The organism is Brevundimonas sp. AVps7, from assembly GCF_058681545.1.
Window position 1 is genome coordinate 895,884 of record NZ_CM178742.1, and the last position, 17,392, is coordinate 913,275.

A 17,392-nucleotide genomic window follows, 5' to 3' on the forward strand; every position below is an offset into this window, starting at 1 on the left:
GTTCGCGGTGACCTAGCGTCACGTTGCTTATCGGCGGTTACCTCGGCTAGCGTGATCTCAAGCCCTGCATCCAGCCGGGGCAATGAGGGAATGCGATGCTCGGTTTGATGCAGGACTGGCCGCTGACGGTCGATCGGATCCTGGACCACGCGAAGAACTGGCACGGTCACCGCGAGGTCGTAACCCGCTCGGTCGAGGGGCCGATCGTCCGCACCACCTATGCCGAGATCCACAGCCGCGCCCGCAAGGTGTCCAACGTGCTCAAGGAATGGGGCGTGAAACCGGGCGACCGGATCGCGACCCTGGCCTGGAACACCGGCAACCACATGGAGGTCTGGTACGGCATCATGGGCATGGGCGCCGTTTGCCATACCCTGAACCCGCGCCTGTTCCCCGAACAACTGATCTACATCATCAACCACGCCGAAGACCGGATCATCTTCGTTGACCTGACCTTCGTGCCCCTGCTTGAGGCCGTGCTGCCGCACTGCCCGTCGGTCGAGCGCGTCGTGGTCATGACCGGCGAATGGCATATGCCGGCGACCAAACTGCCCAAGGCGGAATGCTACGAGCAGGTTCTGTCGGGCGTGTCCGACGACTGCGTCTGGGGCGGGTTCGACGAACAGACGGCCTGCGGCCTCTGCTACACCTCCGGCACGACGGGAAACCCCAAGGGCGTCCTCTATTCGCACCGGTCCAACTTCATCCACACCCTGCTGGGCATGCAGGCGACGGTACTGGCTCCGTCGCCCGCCGAAGTGATCCTGCCCGTGGTGCCGATGTTCCACGCCAACGCCTGGGGCATCGCCTTCGCCGGCCCGGCCTCGGGCGCGCGCCTGGTCATGCCGGGCGCCCGGATGGACGGCGCGGCCATCTACGAACTGATTGAACAGGAGCAGGTCACCTTCTCGGCCGCCGTGCCGACCGTGTGGCAGGGACTGCTGACCCATCTGCGCGAGAACAATCTGAAGATCCCTTCGGTCAAGAAGGTGCTGATCGGCGGTTCAGCCGTGCCGGAGAGCCTGATCCGCGCCTTCCATGACGAGTTCGACATCGAGGTCCTGCAGGGCTGGGGCATGACCGAGACCTCGCCCATCGGCACCCTGTCGAACCTGACCCCCGAACTGGCGGCCCTGCCCTATGACGAGGGCATGAAGTGGCGCGTCAAACAGGGCATCCCGCCCCTGGGCGTCGAGCTGAAGCTGAAGAACTACGCCGGTCAGGAGATGCCGCACGACGGCACGACCTACGGCCGTCTGATGATCAAGGGACCGACCATCGCCAAGGGCTATTTCAAGGACGAGGGCGGCGACATCCTCGACCACGAGGGCTTCTTCGACACGGGCGACGTCTCGACCATCGACGAACAGGGCTTCATGCAGATCACCGACCGCGCCAAGGACGTGATCAAGTCGGGCGGGGAGTGGATCTCATCGATCGAGATCGAGAACATCGCCGTGGGCCACCCCAAGGTCGAACTGGCCGCCGTCATCGGCGCCGCTCACCCGAAGTGGGACGAACGGCCCGTGCTGGTCGTCAAGCTGAAGCCCGGCGAGACCGAGGACAAGCAGGAGCACCTCGACTTCCTGGTCGGCAAGATCGCGAAATGGTGGATGCCCGACGATGTGGTCTTCGTGGCCGACATCCCGCTGGGCGCGACGGGCAAGATCGACAAGAAGCTGCTGCGTGAGCGGCTGAAGGACTACACCCTGCCTGGCGCCATCTCGCCCGAGCGGGTCTGAGCCATGGCCAGCGGCCCGCGTTCGCGGTTGAAGGGCGGCATGGGCAAGGTGCGGATCGCCGCGGGGCTGGCCGTCGCGGCGCCTCTGCTGACCTTCATCGCCGTGCTGCTGACGCGGAACGGCTTCGTCTCGCTGGACACCGGACTTGACGTCCTGACGTTGAAGGTCGCCTGGGGTCTCGCCGGGGTGGCGGTCGGGGCCGCGATACTGACGGTGGTGCTGTCGTTGCCGCAGTTCGGGCGGCTGGGTCTGCCCAGCATCGCCATCCTGATTGTCAGCCTCGCGGTCGCGGCCGCCTTCTTCGTCCAGTCGCGGACAATCGCGGTCGCCGGGCCGCTGGATGTCGCCACCGACCTGACCGAGCCGCCGGCGGTGCCGGGCGCGAGCGGGACGCCGGTCGCCTGTCCGGACGTGCAGGCCGTCATGACCCAGGTTGCGCCTGAGAAGGCCACCGAGGCCCTCCAGGCGGCGGGCTTTTCTGTCACCGAGTCCCAGCTGTTCCGCTCGCGCGGCGTTCGCGACGGCTTCTGGTTCGGGATGGGCCACGAGGCTGTGGTTCGCATCCGTCCGGGCCGCACCGACGTCCGCGTCGTCGCCCGCTACGACCACACTGACGGCGGCGCCACCTGCAAGGTCGCCGCGAAGCTGGTCGCCGCGCTTCAGGCTGCTCCGTAGGTCGAGCCGAGACCTGGCGGCCCATCGGTCGTCACCCGGCCCTCGCCGACAAGTTTGATCAGGTGGGCGAGCACCGACAGGCTGGCGGCCGGCCACAGGCGCTGGTCCACGGCGGCATAGAGGGCCGGGACCATCTCCGCGATCGTCCGGTCGCCCGCCCGGATCCGTGACAGGATCTGCGCCTCGCGCTCCAGCCGGTGCGCCCGGTAGGCGGCGAGGAAGGGAGCGACGTCGGTCACGGGCGCACCGTGTGTCGGCCACAGGGTCGAGAAGCCGGCGGCGATCACTGCGTCGAGGCTGCGCATATAGTCCGACATGTTCCCGTCCGGCGGCGCGACCACGGTGGTCGACCAGCCCATGACGTGGTCGCCGCAGAACAGGGCGTTCTCCTCCTTCAGCGCGAAGGCCATGTGGTTGGAAGCGTGGCCCGGGGTCGCCATGGCGGTCATCGTCCAGCCGTCGCCCTCGATGCGCTCGCCGCCTGACAGGATCAGGTCTGGCGCGAACACCTCGTCCTCCTCCTCGTCCAGCGTGCCTGATGCGTGGGTTGCCCGCGTGGGCGGACGCATGGCCAGCACCGGCGCTCCGACCCGATCGGCGAACGGCCGGGCGAGGGGAGAGTGGTCGCGGTGGGTGTGGGTCACCAGCACCTGGCTGACCGTTCGGCCCGCGACCGCATTCAGAAGAGCCTGCAGATGCGCCTCGTCGAAGGGGCCCGGATCGATCACGGCGACCGACGCTCCGTCCTCCGGCCGCCCGACGATGTAGGTCCCGGTGCCGGTGAAGGTGAACGGTCCCGGGTTGTCACAGATCACCCGCTGGATCAGGGGCGAGACCTGGTCACGGCGGCCCCGGGCGAAGTCGAACACACGCACGAACGGGATCAAGACGCCGTCTCCGAAGACCGGCCCGGACCTTGCCTTAACGAGAGGTAAATCCTGTCCGGAGCGTACCCCGTGGCCCAAAGCATCGCCTTTAGTGTCTCAAATCGGCTCCAGCCCATCGCGGCGGCGATCCTGTGTCTCATGACGGCGCAACTCGTTCTGGCGTCTTGCGGTGATCCTGAACCCATACCCTATGCCACGCGCGTCGCGATTCAGCGCTAGAGCGGCAGCCGGCTGAGGTCGTAGCCGGCGCGAGCGGCAGCGTCGCGCAGCTGGTCAGGCTCACCATGCCCGAGCGACCGCATGGCCAGGGCCCAGGCCATAGCAGAGCGGGCGCCTGATCGGCAAAACATCAGGACACGCTCATGATGTTCGAGCGCCGCGAGGACCGCCGCTGTCGCCGTCACAGCCGCCGCGTCCGGAAGACCACGAACAGGAGCATGTACGAATCGCAACCCCGCGGCCGCTGCCGCGTCGGCCATCTCGGCGGCCGAGGGTTGACCGGGGTCCTCGTCGTCCGGACGATGGCTGATCACGACAACGACACCGGCGTCGCCGTAAGCTGCGAGACTGTCCAGGGCAATCTGGGGCGCAACGAACGTCCTGGCGTCCAGGGTCTGGTAGGGGGTGAGCATGCGGGCGCTCCTGCTAGGGCGTTCAGCCGTGATAGGCCTTGAAGAAGGGCTCCAGGTGGCTCTCGTAGCGCCGCCATGCTTCCCGTGAACTGGTGTAGAGCGGTTTCCGCACCTGGGCGAAACTGGCAGTCGTCACCGCGCGCCTGGTCTTGTGGAAGTCGCTGAGCCCGGCCTGGGGCGGCAGGCCGACGTGGTGGATGATGCGGTCGATCCACGGCTCAATGTCGCCGACCAGTTCATCGTAGGCAACAGTAAGCACGGCGTCGCCCAACTGGTCCGCCCAGTGTTCCCGCAAGCGGTCCTCGCCCCGGAAGTAGAGGCCCATGTCCTCCTGCGACCAGCTCCAGTCCACGCCCTGTGAAAAACGCGTGCGGAAACAGGACCAGGCCACCGCACCGGGAGACCGTTTCAGCCAGATGAAGCGTGCATCCGGCAGGACGTGACGGATCAGCCCCAGGTAGCGGCTGTGATTCAGGGTCTTGTCCACGATCCGGCCCTCGGCGCCAAACCGCTCGTCAAGCATCGTCAGATAGGCCCGGCCGATGGCGTCGAAGCCCGCGGCGCCTCGCGACGCCGCGAACGTCGCCACCGCAGCCGGTGTGAAGCCCTGGATTTGCATGGCCGCCGTACTGAAATGATTGATCTCGGCGCCGTCAGTCACATCTGCGTGGCTGACCAGAATCTGCTCGATCAAGGTGGTGCCCGAGCGCGGCAGGCCGAACACGAAGATCGGCCTGTTCGACCGGGCCGTCACTGCGGGCAGCCGTGCTGCGAAATCAGCGGTCCATCCCTGGATCACCTGATCGACGAAGGCGTCAGTGTCTGCGGCATTGTAGCCCCGAAGTCTCTGCATGACCGCGGCCCCTTCGGCATAGGCCGCGAATGCCCCATCGATTTGGCCAAGATCATCCCAGGCCTTGCCCAGTGCATATTGAAGCACGCTGCGCGCTTCCTCGCCCGCAGGTCCATTCGGGAGCCGCCGCAGGAGGTCGAGCATCGACTGCAGGTCGGGGTCGCCTTCCGCGAACGTCTTGGACTCGGCCAGCGCCTGCCACGACCAGGCCATGGCCGAGGCATCGGTGTGCAGCGACATGGCTTGACGAAGTGCAGCGTTCGACGCCGCGGTATCGCCGACCTGGGCAAGGCAGGTGCCAAGGAAATGCCAACCCGCAGAGTTCTTCGGCTGCTCGATGGTCAGGGCGCGCCCCACGTCGCAGGCGGCCTGGACCCGGCCGTGCAGAGCCAGCATCTGACCATAGGCCAGTCGGGGGCCCGGGTCGGCCGGATTGACCCGCGCGTGGCGTTCGGCCGCCGTCAGAGCGACGGAAATGGCGCCGATGGTCGATGCCAGCCGGGAGACTGCGCCCCACTTCGCCCCGAAATCGGCGCCGGTTTTCACCGCCTGAGCGAGGTGGGCAGCTGCGGTGTCCCGGTCCCTTCGCTGGAAGGCCGCGAGGGCCGCGTTCACTTGATCAGCCGGAGTTGGCGGTGGAGCGGGGCGTAGGGTGAGCGACAACGAGCGTTTCCTGTCCCGCGCGGGAATGGGCTGAGGGCCGACACCCTTCTTACCTTTGCGGCCATGTTTCAAGGATGTGGCGCAACGGTGACAGTTTGGGCGGCATTGTGGCCGGACTGAAGCATTTACGTGGACGTAATGGATATGAACATTACAGTTCCGTCAGGGAGTCGCGATGTTTGATTGCGACGGGGCATTGGGCGGACCCTCCGGGGGGCTCAATTTGCGAAACTGGAGACTAGACATTGAAAGTTGAAACCGTCCGTGGACGCCTGCTGGCGTCAACCATGATCGGCGGCGCCGCGTTGTTCGCTGCAGCCATGGTTCCCTCGATGGCCCTGATGGCCGTGCCCGGCGTGGCCATGGCTCAGGCCTCGGCGACCCAGGGCGCCCTGTCCGGCACCGTCAGCGACCAGAGCGGTTCTCCGGTCAGCGGCGCGTCCATCACCGTCACCTCCAACGCCCAGGGCTTCAGCCGCACGCTGACCTCTGATGCTTCCGGCAACTTCCGCGCGGTCGCCCTGCCCCCCGGCAGCTACAACGTTGCGATCACCGGCAGCGGCTACGATGCCTTCTCCGACTCGGTGACTGTTGGCGTTGGCGGCACCACCTCGGCAGTCTTCACCGTCGGCCGCGCCGGCGACTCGGCCGCGACCAATGTCGATGAAATCGTCGTCGTAGGCGTCCGCACCGCTGTGTCGGACTTCGACACCACCACGACCGGCCTGAGCGTTGACGTCGAAACCCTGACCGCCAGCGTGCCTCTGGCCCGTTCCGGCACCGCCTTGGCCCTGCTGGCCCCCGGCGTGACCGCCGGCGACGCAGCCTTCGGCGGCATTCCGTCGATCTCGGGTTCGTCGGCCGGTGAAAATACCTTCTTCGTCAACGGCCTCAACACCACCGACTTCGTGAGCTTCCTTGGCGGCGCGACCGTTCCGTTTGAGTTTTACGAGACCTTCGAAACCAAGACCGGCGGCTATTCGTCCGAGTTCGGTCGTGGCACCGGCGGCGTGATCAATGCCACGACCAAGTCGGGCGGCAATGAGTGGGAATTCGGTCTGACGACCTATTGGGAGCCGGAATCGCTCCGCAGCTACTCGCCCAACACCTATCTGGCGATCAATGACCTCGACAGCGTCGAAAGCTGGGATGTTATTGTAGAAGCCGGCGGACCGATCATTCAGGATCGCCTGTTCGTGTACGGCCTGTACAACCAGCGCTACCGCGAAACCTATAACCAGAACGCGTCGAACCTCGGGTTCCGCAATGAGGACGACAGCCCGATTTACGGCGGCAAGGTCGACTTCATCATCGCTGATGGTCACCGCCTGGAAGGCACCTACTTCTCGGACGCCACCGAAGTCGACATCAACCAGCGGACCTTCTTCGCCGGCACGACGGGCGGCTCGCGCGATGACGGCACCTATCAGGTCAAGAATGGCGGCGATAACTGGGTCATTCGCTACACCGGTCAATGGACCGACTGGCTCACGACCTCGCTGGCCTACGGTGAGACCAACAACAACTCGGAATCCTCGTCTTCCGAAGACGTCAATCCGGTCATCACCGACATCACCGGTTTCGACTATAACAACGACGGCATTCTGGACGTCGCAAACGCCCTGACCGCCCAGCGCGGCAACTGGTTGATCGGGTCGCCGGGCACGAACGACGACAAGCGCGAAATGCTGCGCTTCGACGTCGACATGTATTTCGACCTGTTCGGCGCTCACCATGTCCGCGCAGGTATCGACAACGAGAACCTGACCGGCGCCCAGACGCTGTCGCGTTCGGGTCAGGGCTTCAACATCTGCCGCATCGGCGGGGTGCCCATCAACCGCGCCGTCGGGGCTGACGCCCTGATCTGCTCGGGCGCCCGCACCGGCGGTGTCGCCTATCGCTATCAGACGCCGGACGCCCTCGGACGGCCGACGCGCGTTCGTGTCGAGGTCTACAACAACGACGGCGCCTGGGAATCGACCCAGAACGCCTACTACATCCAGGACAGCTGGGAGGTCACCGACCGCCTGACCCTGAACCTGGGCATCCGTTCGGAAAGCTTCGAGAACTCGAACATCTCCGGCGACGTCTTCGTCGACATTCAGGACCAGATCGCACCGCGCATCGGGGCCACCTACGATGTGTTCGGCGATCGCACCGCCAAGCTGTTCGGCTTCTACGGCCGCTACTTCCTGCCGGTCGCGGTCAACACCAACCAGCGTCTGGCCGGCCGCGAGCTGTATTTCCGCGATACCTACAACCTGAACCGCACCAACGGTAACCTGGCCATCGACGCCAACCAGGACGGTATCCGCGACGACAACGACCAACCGATCCTGGGCACAGCCGTCTCGTCTCTGACCCTGGCCGACGGCACCACCCGGGCGACGAACACCCAGGTCGACGCCAACCTGGCGCCGATGTACGTGGACGAGTTCATCCTCGGCTACTCGCAAGAGTTCAGCACCGGCTGGGGTGACTTCACCGCCAACATCACGGGTACCTACCGTGACCTCGGCCGCGCCATCGACGACATCGCCATCGACAGCGCCCTGCAGGCCTACTGCGCGGCTGCCGGCGGCGGTCTGACGGCGGCGAGCTGCTACTCGGTGTGGTCGGGCTTCCACCAGTACGTGCTGGCCAACCCCGGTCAGGACGTAACCGTGACCCTGGCCGGCTCCGACCTGTCGGCTGCTTCCGGCGGACGCATCACCCAGGACCGTCAGGTGACCCTGTCGGCCGCGGACCTGCGCTTCCCCAAACCGGTTCGCGAGTACTCGGCGGCTGAGTTCTCCCTGGAACGCGCCTTCGACGGCGTCTGGGGTGGTCGCATCAGCTACGTCTGGTCGAACACCGAAGGGAACTACGAAGGCGCGATCAAGTCCGACAACGGCCAGGCCGACCCCGGCCTGACCCAGGACTTCGACGTGCCGGGTCTGGCCGACGGCGCCTACGGCAAGCTGCCGAACCACCGCGAACACTCGTTCAAGGCCTACGGCAACTGGCAGGTCACTCCGGCCTTCAACATCGGCACGAACATCATCGTTCAGTCGCCACGCCAGTTCGGCTGCCAGGGCGTTCACCCGCAGACCGATCCCAACTCGCTGGATGACGATTTCGCCGCCTTCTACGGCGCGGCTTCGTTCTACTGCGATCGCACGAACGACGGCGTCCGCAACTCTCTGCCGACCCCGCGCGGTTCGGTGTTCGAAAGCGACTGGCTGACCCAGGTCGACCTGACGTTCTCCTATACGGTCAGCGATCGCTGGGGCATCCCCGGCGAGGGCGTGACCCTGCGGGCCGACGTGTTCAACGTGTTCAACTCCGACAACGAGCTCGATTACAACGAGTTCGGCGAGATCGACATCGGCGTCTATCCGGGCCCCGGTCAGGTCGACCTGAACTACGGTAAGCCGACGGCTTATCAGACGCCGCGGTTCGTGCGTCTGAGCGCCTCGATCAAGTTCTAGACCCTAACGACGACTGCATGAGCATGACTGGGCGGCGGATCTCCGGATCCGCCGCCCTTTTCTTTGAGAAATCGGCGCCGCAGAAAAACCATTGCGACGCTTCAGGCGTTGGGTGGGGCGAACTCCCCGAAACAGATCACGGACCGTCCATGCGCCTTCGTCTCGCCGCCTCGCTTCTCGTCCTGGCCCTCGCTGCTCAGTCACCCGCCTTCGCCCAACAGGATGACGGCCCGGTCGTCACCGCGCGTGACGCCGGGGAGAGCGTCGATGCGTTGCGGGCCCGCGAAGCGATCGCCTATGAGACGCCGCTGCCGCGTGGCGCGCCGGAACAGGACTATCCTCTGGTCGCCTGGTGCGCGGCTCTGGTCGAAGGCCATATCGCGCTCGGCCGCAGCCTGACCACCGCGGACGATCTGGACCGCGACATCATCCGTCTGGGCGGGCTGGAGGCGGCGGACTTCCGCGACGCCCTGCGCGCCGGTCAGGGCCGGCAGACGCCCGCGACCCTCGCCGCCGCCCGCGCGGCCGAGGCCGACGCCGCCGCCAAATGGGTCCCTCTGCAGGCGCAGACGGACGAGCGCGCCCGCAGCGAGGCCTTCGGCCTGTTCTTCGGCCTGCCGGGCCGCTGCGAACACGCCGCCCGCCGCGTGCGCGAGAACATCACCACCCCGCCGGTGACACTGGATCAGGCCGGGCTGGACGAGGTCGGCGTGCCGAAGGCGGAGTAAAGTCCTTCTCCCCTTGCGGGAGAAGGTGGCAGCCCTCCGACTTGATCGGGGGGCTGACGGATGAGGGGTCACGCAGGCGGCTGGAGTGGGGATCGAGCGCTGATTTTCAAGGTCAGCGTGACCCCTCATTCGACTTCGCTTCGCTCGGCCACCTTCTCCCGCAAGGGGAGAAGGATTTTAGGCCGCCGCCACCCGCGGCGCGGCGCCCGGCTCGTAGTTCAGGATCGGCGACAGCCAGCGTTCGGCGGTCGCGATGTCCCAGCCCTTGCGAGCCGCATAGTCCTCGATCTGGTCCAGATCGATCTTGCCCACGCCGAAATAGTGGCTGCCCGGGTGGCCGAAATACAGGCCCGACACCGACGCCGGCGGGGTCATGGCGAAGCTTTCGGTCAGAGCCATGCCCGCATTCTGTTCGGCTTGAAGCAGGCGGAACAGGGTCGCCTTTTCCGTGTGATCCGGCTGGGCCGGATAGCCGGGGGCCGGACGGATCCCCTGATATTTCTCTTCGATCAGGTCCTGGATCGACGCGGTCTCGTCGGCCGCATAGCCCCAGAGCTGGGTGCGAACTTCTCTGTGCAGCCGTTCGGCGAAGGCCTCGGCCAGACGGTCGGCAAGCGCCGTCGCCATGATGGAGGAATAGTCGTCTCCGGCGTCCTTGAATTTTTTGGCGATTTCCAGCTCGCCGTGACCCGCGGTGACGGCGAAGGCCCCGATATAGTCCTGGCCTTCTTCGGCGACGAAGTCGGACAGGGCCAGGTTCGGCTTGCCGTTCGACTTCTTGATCTGCTGGCGCAGGGTGTGGAAGCGGGCGATCTCTTCGGTGCGGCTCTCGTCGGCGTAGACGGCGACGTCGTCGCCGACGGCGTTGGCGGGCCAGAAGCCGACCACGCCCTTGGCCGTGAACCACTTCTCGTCGATGATCTGCTTCAGCATCGCCTGGGCGTCGGCGAACAGGTCCTTGGCCGCCTGGCCGACGATCTCGTCCTCGAGGATCAACGGATAGCGGCCGATCAGCTCCCAGCTGGCGAAGAAGGGCGTCCAGTCGATGTGATCGGCCAGGTCGGCCAGATCCCAACTGTCGAACGCCTTCACCCCGATGAAGGACGGCTTGCCCGGCATGGTCTGGGCCGGATCGATGTTGAACCGGTTCTCGCGCGCCTGGGGCAGGGTGGCGCGCGCCTTGACCTCCTGGCCCCGCGCGTACTGCTCGCGGATGCGGATGTATTCGTCGCGGGTGATGGCCTCGTTCTTCGCCCGCTCGGTCTTTGATAACAGGCCCGAAACCACGCCCACGGCGCGGGACGCGTCGATGACATAGGTGGTCGATCCGGCCGAATAACCCGGCTCGATCTTCACGGCCGTATGGGTCCGGCTGGTGGTCGCCCCGCCGATCAGCAGGGGGATGTCGAAGCCGCGCCGCTGCATTTCGCGGGCCACGAAGACCATCTCGTCCAGCGACGGGGTGATCAGGCCCGACAGGCCGACGATGTCCACCTTGTGCTCGATCGCGGCGTCCAGGATTCGGTCGGCCGGCACCATGACGCCCAGGTCGATGACCTCGTAATTGTTACACTGAAGCACGACGCCGACGATGTTCTTGCCGATGTCGTGGACGTCGCCCTTGACCGTCGCCATCAGGATGCGGCCGGCCTGTTCGCGCGGTTTGCCGGCCTTCTCGGCCTCCATGAACGGCTCCAGCCAGGCTACGGCCTGTTTCATCACGCGGGCTGACTTCACGACCTGCGGCAGGAACATCTTGCCCGAGCCGAACAGGTCGCCGACCACGTTCATCCCGTCCATCAACGGACCTTCGATGACGTGCAGCGGCCGCTCGACCGACAGGCGGGCTTTCTCGGTGTCGGCATCGATGTATTCGGTGATGCCGTTGACCAGGGCGTGTTCGATCCGCTTGCCGACGGGCTGGTCGCGCCACTTCAGGTCGACGACCCGCGCCACGCCCTTGTCGCCCTTGTAGTTCGGAGCGATGTCGACGAGCCGCTCGGTGTTGGAGACGTTGGTCCGCTGCTTGCGGTTGAGGATTACGTCCTCGACCGCCTCGCGCAGGGTCGGCTCGATGTCCGTGTAGACCGGCAGGTCGCCGGCGTTGACGATCCCCATGTCCATGCCCGCCGCGATGGCGTGGTACAGGAAGACGCTGTGGATCGCCCGGCGCACGGGCTCGTTGCCGCGGAAGCTGAACGAGACGTTCGACACCCCGCCCGAGATCCGGGCGTAGGGCAGGGTGGCCTTGATGACCTTGACCGCCTCGATGAAGTCAACGGCGTAGTTGTCGTGTTCCTCGATCCCCGTCGCCACGGCGAAGATGTTGGGGTCGAAGATGATGTCCTCGGGCGGGAAGCCGACCTCGTCGACCAGGATGCGATAGGCGCGGGTGCAGATCTCGATCTTGCGGGCGGCGGTGTCCGCCTGACCCACCTCGTCGAAGGCCATGACCACGACGGCGGCGCCGTAGCGCAGGCAGCTGACAGCCTGCTTCCGGAAGGCGTCCTCGCCCTCCTTCATCGAGATCGAGTTGACGATCGGCTTGCCCTGGACGCATTTCAGGCCCGCCTCGATGACTTCCCACTTGGACGAGTCGATCATCACCGGCACGCGGGCGATGTCGGGCTCGGCCGCGATCAGGTTGAGGAAGGTGATCATGGCCTGCTTCGAATCCAGCAGGCCTTCGTCCATATTGATGTCGATGATCTGGGCGCCGGCCTCGACCTGCTGGCGCGCCACGGTCAGGGCGGCGGAGTAGTCGCCCTCGACGACCAGTTTCTTGAATTTGGCCGAGCCGGTGACGTTGGTACGTTCGCCGACGTTGATGAAGACAGGACGCACTCAGGCCACCAGTTCAAAGGGTTCGAGGCCGGACAGCCGCATCGCCACTGGCCGCTCGGGGATTTCCCGCGTCGGCAGTTTCGCGACCGCCTCGGCCGTGTGTTTGATGTGGTCGGGGGTCGTGCCGCAACAGCCGCCGACGATGTTGACCAGGCCCGACGCGGCCCATTCCTCGATGGAGTGGGCGGTCTCGTGCGGCTCCTCGTCGTACTGGCCCATGGCGTTGGGCAGGCCGGCGTTGGGATAGGCGGCGACCAGGGTGTCGGCGACGCGGCTGAGCTCGGCGATGAACGGCCGCATCAGGTCCGCTCCAAGCGCGCAGTTGAAGCCGACGGCGAAGGGTTTGGCGTGGCGCACGCTGTTCCAGAAGGCCTCGGCGGTCTGACCCGACAGGGTGCGGCCCGAACGGTCCGTGATGGTGCCCGAAATCCAGATCGGCAGGGCCTCCATACCCTCGTCCTCGAGGTCCTTGATGGCCTTGATCGCCGCCTTGCAGTTCAGCGTGTCGGTGATGGTCTCGATCAGATAGAGGTCGACGCCGCCCTCGTTCAGGGCGCGGATCTGGTGGCGATAGGCGTCATAGACCTGGTCGAAGGTGACCAGACGCGCGCCGGGATCGTTCACGTCGGACGACATCGACAGCATCTTGTTCAGCGGCCCGATCGAACCGGCGGCGAAGCGCGGCTTGTGCGGCTCCTTCTCGGTCCAGCGGTCGGCCGAGGCGCGGGCCAGTTTCGCCCCCTCCAGATTGATGTCCCAGACCGCCTGTTCGTCCAGCTTGTAGTCGTCCTGGGCGATGACGGTGCCGGAGAAGGTGTTGGTCTCCGAGATATCCGCGCCGGCGCCGAAATACTGGTCGTGAAGGTCGCTGATGACGTCCGGGCGTGTGATGCACAGGATGTCGTTGTTGCCCTTCATCTGGTCCTTTTCGTTATAGCCATTGGCCTCGACGAAGCGGTCGCCGCGGAAGTCGGCCTCCTCCAGCCCGACGCGCTGGATCATCACGCCCCACGATCCGTCGAGGACCAGGATGCGTTCCTTCGCGGCCTTGTGCAGGGCGGCGATGCGTTCGGCGCGGGTCATGCGGAAACCCTCTGTTCGCGGACGCCCAGAACGCGGCAGATCGCATAGACCAGGTCGGCGCGGTTCAGGGTGTAGAAATGGAAGTCGGAGAAACCCTCTTCCTGCAGGCGGGCGCAGGTCTCGGCGGCGACGGAGGCGGCCAGCAGCTTGCGGGTCTCCGGATCGTCGTCGAGGCCCTCGAAGTGGGCGGCCAGCCAGCCGGGCACCGATGCGCCGCACGATCCACACATGCGCTGAAGACCGGCGAAGTTGGACACCGGCATGATCCCGGGGATCAGGGGAATGGTCACCCCCGCCGCCCGGACCCGGTCGCGGAACCTCAGGAAGGCGTCGATGTCGAAGAAGAATTGGCTGACTGCGCGGGTCGCGCCGGCGTCGATCTTGGCCTTCAGCACGTCGATGTCGTGGTCGATCGACGGGCTTTCCGGATGCTGTTCCGGATAGACGCCGACCGTGACGTCGAAACCGCCGACGCGGCTGATCGCCTGGGTCAGTTCGGTGGCGTTGACATAGCCGTCGGCGCGCGGCTGATAGACCCCGCCGATGCCCTGCGCGCCGGGCGGATCGCCGCGCAGGGCCACGATATGGTTCACGCCGATGGCCTTGTAGTCGCGGATGACCTCATCGACCTCCTCACGGCTGGCGTCGACGCAGGTCAGGTGGGCGGCGGGCTTCAGCGTGGTCTCGGTCAGCATCCGCTGCACGGTGCGGTGGGTGCGCTCGCGGGTCGAGCCGCCGGCGCCATAGGTCACCGAGACGAATTCGGGGTTCAGCGGCTCCAGGCGGCGCACGGCTTCCCACAGGGTCTCTTCGGCCTTGTCGGTCTTGGGCGGGAAGAACTCGAAAGAGACCCGCACGGGGTTGGCGTTCTGGCCCGCGCGAGCCACCGGCCCCAGCGGCGACAGCAACAGGGCGCGGGCTTCGGCGAGAGGAGAAACTGTAGCGGCCATCAGGCGACGCTCCTTGATGCGACGGCGGGTCTCGTCGCGGTCCAGATGGTGACGGTCAGCCCTGCCGTATCGGGGGGCAGGGCGATGGAGGCGGACGCGTCGAGGCCGGCTTCGGCCAGCCAGCGCCCGATCTCGTCGTCGGCGAAGCCGAGGCGCCGGTGCTGATGCTCCTCGCGCAGGCGCTCAAGGTCGTGCGGCGCGAAATCGACGATCAGCAGCTTGCCGCCGGGGCTGACGACGCGAGCGGCCTCGGCCAAGGCCGCGCCGGGATCTGCGAGGTAGTGCAGCACCTGGTGCACCAGCACCAGATCGGCCGACTGTGCTGGCAGACGGGTCGCGAAGATGTCGCCGTGCCTCAGCTCGACCTTGTCCAGCCCGGCCTTGGCGACATTGGCCCGGGCGATGTTGAGCATGTTCTGCGACAGGTCGAGACCGATCGACATCTTCGCCTTCTTGCCCAGCAGGGTCAGCATCCGCCCTGAACCGGTGCCCAGGTCGACGACGCGTTCGAACGGCCCCGGCCCGGCCGCGCGCTCGATGGCGCTCTCAACCGCCGTCTCTGAAACATAGAGGGAGCGGATGCGGTCCCAGCTGGGGGCGACCTGTTCGAAATAGGCGGCGGCGGCGGTGGCTCGCTCGTCGCGCACGGCATCCAGCCGACGGTGATCCGCCTCGCCCTCGCCGTCGTCCAACAGGTCCAGCACCGTGTCGATCAGCCGGCGCGCCTGCACCTCGTGCGAGACGCGGTAGAAGACCCGCGCCCCGTCCGGGAACCGTTCGATCAGACCTGCGTCGGCCATCAGCTTCAGGTGACGCGACACACGCGGCTGGCTCTGCTCCAGCACGCGGCCCAGCTCCATCACCGACAGCTCCTCGCCGGCCAGAAGCGACAGGATGCGCAGCCGCGTCGGCTCGCCGGCGGCGCGCAGGGCTTCGACAGTCTGATCGGCGGTCAGCGACATGGTATAATCATATAAGGATATCCTTATATGATTTCCAGAGAAAACGAGCGGCCTAGGCCTTCGTTTGCGCACTCCAGGTTCTGAACCCGACATGGGCCTTCGACGGCGGAGCGGGCTCCGGAGACGGCGCGTCGGGCAGGGGGGCGAGGCGGCGCTTGTTGACGTGCTCGACCGGCGCCTCGGCGATCCTGTCGGGGAATTCGCCCCGGAAATAGAAGCGCTGCCACGCCTGTTTGATCGCCTCGGGGTCTCCGGCCGCCATGCGGGTGTTGAAGTCGGTCCGCACCTCAGACCATTTCCGGTACTGCAGAGCCAGGTCGCCGTCGGGGTCCATGCTCGCGCGCACCGGCACGAAGTCCTCGACCCGGTGATGTTGCACCGGCTGAAGGAAGCAGAAAGGCTCGTCCTTCTCGAACCGCACCACGCCGGGCGCCGTGAAGCGCCAGTTCATCGTGAACGGATAGGGCAGCCAGTCGGTCTCGGTCAGGCCTTCCAGAGCCTGGATGCCGTGCTTGAACCGGTTCGGCACCCCCGATGCTCGCATGGCCCAGCCCGGCGGCGTTCGGAACAGCCAGCCCGTGTGGAAAGTCAGGACCCCTTCGGTGAAATGCGAGGCGGCAAAGTGATCGAAATACAGGGCGTCGGCGTCGGGCCGGAACCTGATGGAGTCGGCGCCCATCCGCCCGTCCCATTCGGCCTCGAACCCGAACGGGCACAGCAGCTCCCACCCCGTGGTGTTGGCCATGGTCAGAGGCAGGCAGCGATAGGGATGCCGCCCTGCGAACTCGTCCATCCAGTCGCGCTCGGGTCGGCCCGGGACCATCCGCGGCGGGTCGTCCCGCATCGGATAGCATTCCAGCGTCAGGGCTGTGTCAGTCTGGGCGGCGATATCGGTCAAGGGCAGGTCCCGTGTGGAGCGACCGCACCCTGCCGCGACGACCACGGCCTTCGCAAGGCCGGTCTCAGGCGTTCCGCACGACCGGCGTGACCAGCGGCTCTCCCGCCACGGCGGCGGCGAGGTTCTTCATCAGCAGCATCAGCATACCCTGCACCGCCTCGGAGGTCGCGCCGCCCGTATGCGGCGTCAGCACCACGTTCGGCACGTCGGCCCAGCGCGCCGCCGGCGTCGGTTCGGTCTCGAACACGTCGAGCGCCGCCTGGCCCAACCGCCCGCCCTTCAGCGCCGCGATCAGGGCGTCCTCGTCCACCAGCGACCCGCGCGCCACATTGACCAGCAATCCGTTCGGCCCGAGCGCCTCGATCACCCCGGCCGAGATCAGCCCCCGGTTGGTCTCATCCGCCCGGCAGGCCACCACCAGCACATCCGAATCCCGCGCCAGATCGACCAGCGACCCCGCGCGCGGCCACGGCGAGTTCTTCGCTCGCGGTCCCCACCACGCGACCGGACAGCCCATCACCTCGACCCGTCTCGCCACCGCCTCGCCGATCAGGCCCAGGCCCACGATGCCGACACGCCGCCCCTTCATCGACGGCGTCATCAGCCGCGCGTCCATGGACCACTGGCCGGCCTTCAGCGTCCGGTCCCCCTCCACGATCCGCCGCACCGAGCCGAGGATCAGCCCCAGCGCATGATCGGCCACATCCTCGTGGTTCACGGCCGGGGCATGGGTCACCGGCAACCCGCGAGCCTCGCACCAGTCCAGGTCGATGCCGTCATAGCCCGAGGTGAAACAGGCGATCAGCTTCAGGTTCGGCAACCGCTCGATCACCGCCGTGTCCAGCGGATCCTCGCCCGCAACCACCACGGCCTGAATCAACGCCTGCGCCTCGACCGGCGGATGCTCCCACAGTCGATTGACGTCGTAGGCGCTCTCCAGAAACCCTGTGAGCGGTCCGAGCAGGGAGGGCATGATCAGGACGTGCGGACGATGGGGCATGGGCT

The 17,392-nt window shown here is 66.4% G+C and carries 13 protein-coding genes; 4 read left to right on the top strand and 9 right to left on the bottom strand.

Annotated features, from left to right (window positions below; genetic code table 11):
* The first annotated feature begins 95 nt into the window (after positions 1–95).
* On the top strand, positions 96–1,742 hold the full coding sequence (locus ACW17Y_RS04510) for a long-chain-fatty-acid--CoA ligase (RefSeq protein ID WP_492037583.1): 1,647 nt from the start codon (positions 96–98) through the stop codon (positions 1,740–1,742).
* A 3-nt stretch (positions 1,743–1,745) separates the two neighbouring features.
* Positions 1,746–2,417, top strand: a complete 672-nt coding sequence (locus tag ACW17Y_RS04515; protein WP_492037584.1) for a DUF1499 domain-containing protein — start codon at positions 1,746–1,748, stop codon at positions 2,415–2,417.
* On the opposite strand, the gene ACW17Y_RS04520 is transcribed toward ACW17Y_RS04515, so the two are convergent.
* The 3 genes from ACW17Y_RS04520 to ACW17Y_RS04530 all read right to left on the bottom strand — a co-directional run bounded on the left by ACW17Y_RS04520 (position 2,402) and on the right by ACW17Y_RS04530 (position 5,524).
* Positions 2,402–3,304 carry an MBL fold metallo-hydrolase gene (locus ACW17Y_RS04520; protein ID WP_492037585.1) on the bottom strand — a complete coding sequence of 301 codons (903 nt, stop codon included), beginning with the start codon at positions 3,302–3,304 and terminating at the stop codon, positions 2,402–2,404. The genes ACW17Y_RS04515 and ACW17Y_RS04520 overlap by 16 nt on opposite strands.
* Positions 3,305–3,519: 215 nt before the next feature.
* The gene (locus ACW17Y_RS04525) at positions 3,520–3,936 is read right to left on the bottom strand and encodes a protein tyrosine phosphatase family protein (RefSeq protein ID WP_492037586.1); all 417 of its coding nucleotides are present in this window, start codon (positions 3,934–3,936) and stop codon (positions 3,520–3,522) included.
* Positions 3,937–3,958: 22 nt separating this feature from the next.
* A complete protein-coding gene (locus tag ACW17Y_RS04530; protein WP_492037587.1) occupies positions 3,959–5,524 on the bottom strand; it encodes a sulfotransferase in 1,566 nt (521 codons plus the stop codon).
* Positions 5,525–5,739: 215 nt separating this feature from the next.
* On the opposite strand from ACW17Y_RS04530, the gene ACW17Y_RS04535 reads away from it, so the two are divergent.
* Together ACW17Y_RS04535 and ACW17Y_RS04540 are read left to right on the top strand one after the other, a co-directional pair.
* Positions 5,740–8,922: a TonB-dependent receptor gene (locus tag ACW17Y_RS04535; RefSeq protein ID WP_492037588.1), complete on the top strand. Its 3,183-nt coding sequence runs from the start codon at positions 5,740–5,742 to the stop codon at positions 8,920–8,922.
* Positions 8,923–9,071: 149 nt separating this feature from the next.
* Positions 9,072–9,650, top strand: a complete 579-nt coding sequence (locus ACW17Y_RS04540) for a hypothetical protein (protein ID WP_492037589.1) — start codon at positions 9,072–9,074, stop codon at positions 9,648–9,650.
* Between the two features lie 177 nt (positions 9,651–9,827).
* Here ACW17Y_RS04540 and metH read toward each other — a convergent pair whose 3' ends face one another.
* The 6 genes from metH to ACW17Y_RS04570 form a co-directional block, all read right to left on the bottom strand.
* Entirely contained in the window at positions 9,828–12,494 is a 2,667-nt protein-coding gene (gene metH, locus ACW17Y_RS04545) for a methionine synthase (protein WP_492037590.1), read from the bottom strand.
* Positions 12,495–13,577 carry a homocysteine S-methyltransferase family protein gene (locus ACW17Y_RS04550; protein WP_492037591.1) on the bottom strand — a complete coding sequence of 361 codons (1,083 nt, stop codon included), beginning with the start codon at positions 13,575–13,577 and terminating at the stop codon, positions 12,495–12,497. It lies immediately after the preceding gene.
* On the bottom strand, positions 13,574–14,527 hold the full coding sequence (gene metF, locus ACW17Y_RS04555; RefSeq protein ID WP_492037592.1) for a methylenetetrahydrofolate reductase [NAD(P)H]: 954 nt from the start codon (positions 14,525–14,527) through the stop codon (positions 13,574–13,576). Before metF ends, ACW17Y_RS04550 begins: the two co-directional genes overlap by 4 nt.
* Positions 14,527–15,489 carry an ArsR/SmtB family transcription factor gene (locus ACW17Y_RS04560; protein WP_492037593.1) on the bottom strand — a complete coding sequence of 321 codons (963 nt, stop codon included), beginning with the start codon at positions 15,487–15,489 and terminating at the stop codon, positions 14,527–14,529. Before ACW17Y_RS04560 ends, metF begins: the two co-directional genes overlap by 1 nt.
* Positions 15,490–15,541: 52 nt before the next feature.
* Positions 15,542–16,354 (bottom strand): DUF6065 family protein, encoded by an 813-nt coding sequence (locus tag ACW17Y_RS04565; protein ID WP_492038241.1) that lies wholly within the window; start codon positions 16,352–16,354, stop codon positions 15,542–15,544.
* A gap of 97 nt (positions 16,355–16,451) precedes the next feature.
* Positions 16,452–17,387 carry a 2-hydroxyacid dehydrogenase gene (locus ACW17Y_RS04570; RefSeq protein ID WP_492037594.1) on the bottom strand — a complete coding sequence of 312 codons (936 nt, stop codon included), beginning with the start codon at positions 17,385–17,387 and terminating at the stop codon, positions 16,452–16,454.
* Between the last annotated feature and the right edge of the window lie 5 nt (positions 17,388–17,392).